This is a genomic window from uncultured Gimesia sp. (assembly GCF_937919775.1).
In the GTDB taxonomy this organism is placed as follows: Bacteria; Planctomycetota; Planctomycetia; order Planctomycetales; family Planctomycetaceae; genus Gimesia.
In genome coordinates this window covers 1-5,118 of sequence record NZ_CALFPF010000160.1, presented here as the reverse complement: position 1 = coordinate 5,118, position 5,118 = coordinate 1, and the positions used below count along the sequence as shown (strand labels likewise).

At 52.4% G+C, this 5,118-nt stretch carries 5 protein-coding genes; 2 read left to right on the top strand and 3 right to left on the bottom strand.

The genetic code is table 11. The features are described 5' to 3' along the window. From Q0294_RS04370 to argH, 3 genes are all read right to left on the bottom strand, one after another. On the bottom strand, positions 1-1,145 hold a 1,145-nt coding region (locus Q0294_RS04370), incomplete at its 3' end, for a hypothetical protein (RefSeq protein ID WP_299461310.1). Positions 1,146-1,246: 101 nt separating this feature from the next. Next, complete coding sequence (gene truA / locus Q0294_RS04365) at positions 1,247-2,050, bottom strand: tRNA pseudouridine(38-40) synthase TruA (protein ID WP_299461308.1); 804 nt, start codon at positions 2,048-2,050, stop codon at positions 1,247-1,249. 61 nt (positions 2,051-2,111) lie between these two features. Further along, the gene (argH, locus tag Q0294_RS04360) at positions 2,112-3,491 is read right to left on the bottom strand and encodes an argininosuccinate lyase (protein WP_299461306.1); all 1,380 of its coding nucleotides are present in this window, start codon (positions 3,489-3,491) and stop codon (positions 2,112-2,114) included. A 281-nt stretch (positions 3,492-3,772) separates the two neighbouring features. On the opposite strand from argH, the gene Q0294_RS04355 reads away from it, so the two are divergent. After that, a complete protein-coding gene (locus Q0294_RS04355; protein ID WP_299461304.1) occupies positions 3,773-4,426 on the top strand; it encodes a hypothetical protein in 654 nt (217 codons plus the stop codon). A 132-nt stretch (positions 4,427-4,558) separates the two neighbouring features. Next, positions 4,559-5,118 (top strand): 7-cyano-7-deazaguanine synthase QueC (queC, locus tag Q0294_RS04350; protein ID WP_299461302.1); only part of this gene is annotated, 560 nt, incomplete at its 3' end.

Genomic DNA, 5,118 nt, shown 5'->3' with positions numbered 1-5,118 from the left:
ACAATTGCCCCTCCCACAAGTGATGCGAAGAAGATTTTCACCCAGCTATAGGGACGCTCACCATTCACTTCCCCCGTCGAGGCATTGACGGCGACCTGATACAGCTCCCCTTTATATTTGTAGGTCATCAGCCAGAGAGGCAGTAATAAGTGTTTATAGGTAATGGCGTCGTATTTCGTGTTGATGGAATCGATTCTCTGCGTATCCCCGCCAATGCGACTGCAGACGTCTGCATACAATTCCGCGTCGATCCGCTCTTTACCTAACACAAAACCGTCATCAAGCTCAATGTCATAGGTGCGCGCGGTGAACCCGGCGAGATAAGCATGGCGAAAGGGAACCAGCTTCTGCATCGGAAACGGTTCCAATTCCTCAATCAATGCTCGCGGCAATCCCTGCGAAGCCAGGATCACCACATCATCAAAAAAACGCTGAAAGGCACCGGAGGCCGGATACCACCGCGTACGCCGTTCTCTACGTTGATTTTTCCCGCTGCCAACCGTCACGTAATAATGTTCGCCGCGCTGCCCGGAATAACGCGTGCTGGTCATCGAATCGTAAGTAAAATACGGGAGGTAGACTCCATGAAAAGTTCCCTCAACCCCTTTTTCAATAAACTCATTCGGCGTAAACCAGAGTGATTTTACCCAGGCTCTCAGATTCTGCCGCGCCACCTGCTGCTCGATCAGGAACGGCAGCACCGCATCAACGGGAACCCGCTTTGTGGAAGTATGCGCGTTTTCCAGTTGAATGGGAGACGCGCAATAGGGACATTCGGAACTGGTCACCGTGCCCACAAACAACAATGTCGAGCCACAGCTTTCGCAGCGGACTTCCTGCTCTCGCTCATCACTGGCAGCTTCCGGGTTTTCACGAAGCTCCTGCAGATGCGCCAGCATGCCGTAAATATCCTGCTCTTCCACTTCCTGATCGGGATCAAAGCCGATTTCTTTTTCGAAACCGCAATGCGGACATTTCAGTTTTTGTGTGTTGATATGAAATACAAGATCGGAACCACAGCCTTCACAGGGAAAGATGTGTCCATTCTCATCATCAATCCGTTCTCCCTCTCCGTCAAATGAGTGGTCCAGAAAAATGGGCTCATCGGCGTCATTCGGAGGTAAAGGAGGGGGTTGTTGACTCATCTTTCACTTTCCGGAGGAGTAACGATCAATATTCCAGACGGCAATCTGGCATTTAGGTAACGTAATTTTGTCTCGCGAGGATTAAACGTACTTTGAAAAAATCAGCCTGGATAGTCAACCTGAACGAGATACAGTCCACAGGCGGGCGCTGTTGCCCCAGCTCGCGAACGGTCCATTGACGTCAAAATATTCTGTACCTCTTCCGGAGACCAGCGGCCGACGCCGACTTCGATCAAGGTCCCCACAATCGCCCGCACCATGTTGTAGAGAAAACCATCCGCCACGATATCGACGGTAATAAATTCCGCAGCCAGTGAACTCACATCCGACGCTGATAAGCATGCTTTCACGCCCCATACCGGCCAGACCGACGTGCGTTGCACGTTCAGCTCTTTGATGGTCCGCACGCTGGTCGCTTTATTGGGAAAATGCGATTCAAAGCAGCGAAAATCATGTTTTCCCAGCAGCAACTGCCCGGCGGCGTGCATTCGCGTTTCATCCAGAGGTCTGCCGAATTCCGAAACGTAGCGTTTCAGGAAGGGATACCCCACGGCCGTATTATGGATCACATAACGATAACGTTTCTGAACCGCGGAATAAGTCGCATGGAACGACTCAGCGACTTCCTCAACCTCTCGGACACAGATATTGTCCGGTAAAAAACGCTGCAATCCAGATTGAATATTCTGACACGGAATCGCAGACTCCGTTTGAAAATTCGCCACCTGCCCCAGCGCATGCACGCCGGCATCAGTCCGCCCGGCGACCAGAACCCCACTTCGCTGTTGAGTCAACTTTTCAATGGCCGCTTCCACGCACGCCTGCACCGAGTGACCGTTCGGTTGTACCTGCCAGCCGGCATATTCCGATCCATCATAGGCCAGCGTTAATTTGATGTTTCTCATGAACGTTTAATGTCAGATTTTCGCAGGATCAATAGAAGTTTAAAGCCGTTTCAACACGCTTTCACAATCCGAGCTTTTCCTTCCAGTATTGCCACTGTTCTTTGACCGGTACTTCTCCCCCTGAACCATAGCTGCACAGTGCCGCCATCGCATTCCTTGCTCCCAGCACCTGATAGATATCATTCTCAATCTGCGCACACGACTGCTGCAGTTCTTCCAGCGGGAGATCCACCAGCCGGCACTTGCGTGACTCGCATAGCGCCACCAGTTTTCCTACGATGCCGTGACCGGTTCGCATCGGGGTTCCTTTTTTGATCAGGTATTCCATGAGAGCGGTCGCGTCGAGGAAGCCGTCTTCCAGCTTGGCGGCGATCGTTTCCTGCTGTAGTTCTGCCCCTTCCACCATCGCAGCCGCCAGCTCCAGACAGGCGGCAACCGTATCGTAAGAGTCGAACAGCGCCAGCTTGTCTTCCTGCATATCGCGGTTATAAGCCATCGGCAGCCCTTTGAGCAGAACCAGAATTTGCTGGACATTGGAAATCGGGCGGGCCGACTTGCCGCGAATCAACTCCAGCACATCCGGATTTCGTTTCTGAGGCATGATCGAGGAACCGGTCGTAAACGCATCAGGCAGTTTGATAAAACCGAACTCGGTCGAAAACCAGGCGATCCATTCTTCGGCCCAGTTACTCAAATGTGTGGCAATCAGCGCCATACAGAAACAGAATTCGGCCAGGTAATCCCGGTCACTGGAAATATCCAGGCTGTTACGGGCGACATCAGTGAACTCCAGCAATTCGGCTGAATAATGGCGGTCGATGGGCAGCGACGTTCCTGCCAGCGCGGCACCTCCCAGAGGAGATACATTCACCCGCTTCAGACAATCGGCCAGACGCTGACGATCCCGGTCAAATTTTTCGCAATACGCAAGCCAGTAATGGGCGGCTTTCACCGGCTGGGCCCGCTGCAGATGCGTAAAGCCGGGCAGCACCAGATCCTGATCCCGCTCACAGCGCTCGACATACGCGACCTGCAGATCTTTGAGCAGAGAATCGATCCGCTGAATGGCTTGGCGTGTGTAGAGTTTCAGATCCGTCGAAACCTGATCATTCCGGCTGCGAGCCGTATGCAGCTTGCGGCCGATATCACCGATGCGCTCCGTCAAAGCACTTTCAATGTGCATGTGGATGTCTTCGAGTTCAAAACGAAACTCAAACTGCCCCTGCTCGATTTCCTTGCCGATTTGCGTCAGCGTTTCAACGATCTGCCGGCATTCATCGTCGGAAATCAAACCCACCTTCGCCAGCATCCGTGCATGCGCCTGCGAGCCCTGGATGTCCACCGCCGCCAGTCGGCTGTCAAAACTGATTGATTCCGTAAACGCTTCAACACGCGCATCTGTCTGCTGTTGAAATCGTCCTCCCCAGGCTTTTGCCGCCACGGTGTTTCTCCACTGCTTTTCAAATGTGAATGTAAGTCCCCGCATAGCTTGTAGTATTGTTCAAGCTACGCATAGGCAGATTAATCTGCGGGCAGTCATCCATCAAGCCGACCACTGGCCCGGAGTGAGAATGACACGATAATTTATGCTTTTTCACGGTAGAATCGGGATTTTTGTTGGTAAATGGTCTATTTGCCTCTCTAGGATAGAATTCGGCCCGTTGGTGGCTGATATCAAGACCACAGCATTCGTATATCGTTCTGAGTTCAAAAGTAACTGCCATGAAACACACCCTGACTTTCATCCTGACAGTTGTCTGCCTCCTGGCAGGCAATACTCACAATTCATCTGCAGCAGCGAAAGTACCTTCCAAACCAGATACCAGTTCGACCTGGGTTGTTCAGATTACTCCCGCGCCAGGCCTGAATTCTTACGCGACCCGGGAAATCCATTTGCCGATCGTAAATGGCCCTGCACTGACTGGCTCGTCCGAAAAGACCGTTGATTCCGCCGTTGATTCCATCGTGATTGTCCCGCGCTATATCCCCGCTGTCCCTTCACAGCCTGAATGCTCGAACTGTAATTCCCCACGTCGTCCGCTGATGAATCGCATGGCTGCCCGCAGTCAGTATTCTGCCTACACCAATTCGTGGCCCTGGTCGCAGAACTCCTATTTTGCAAATCTGCAATCCGTGCCCGGACTGTATATGTATAGCGATCTGATCCGCTCCAACTGGTTTGGCTCACCTTATCCGGGACACACTTTTTACTACAATGGTTACCGCCCTTCATTCCGTTTTGGTTCCCTGCAGTTCCTAGGCTTCGGCAACTATGATCGCATGTATAATCCGCGCATCATCCCTTTCGGCTACCAGTACTCGGGATCGCGAAATTTATTCGCCGCACTTGCTCTCGAAGCCCAATACGGATATTGAAAGCAGTTTTCTGCACGACTTTCATTGAGTTCGTGAAAAACCAGATCCTGCTTTCCAAGAGGATTGCATCCGCTGATTGCTCCTGATAGTTTGCTTTTTTAGCGCGAGATCTATAGTGGAGTGTTTCGATAAATGACAAATGATCCCCCCAAAGCCGTCGTTCTCGTCAGTGGTGGTCTTGATTCGGCAACGACATTAGCGATTGCCGCCGATGCCGGGTTTGAATTGTATGCCCTGTCATTCGATTATGGTCAGCGGCATCGGCACGAACTGGAAGCAGCGAAAAAAGTCTGTGAGTCGTTCGATGTCAAACAGTTTGTGATTTTCCCGCTCGACCTGCGCGTCTTCGGCGGCTCGGCACTCACGGCAGACATCGATGTCCCCAAAGACCGCAGCGAACACGATCTGGAAACCGGCATTCCCATCACCTACGTCCCCGCTCGCAACACCGTCTTCCTTTCGCTCGCCTTAGCCTGGGCGGAAACACTGAATGCCTACGATATTTTCATCGGGGTGAACGCCGTCGATTACAGCGGCTACCCTGACTGCCGCCCGGAATTCATCGCGGCCTTTCAGACGATGGCCAACCTTGCGACAAAAGCTGGTGTCGAAGGACACCACCTCACCGTTCACACGCCGCTCATTTCACTCACCAAAGCGGACATCATTCGGCAGGGCCTAAGTCTGGGCGT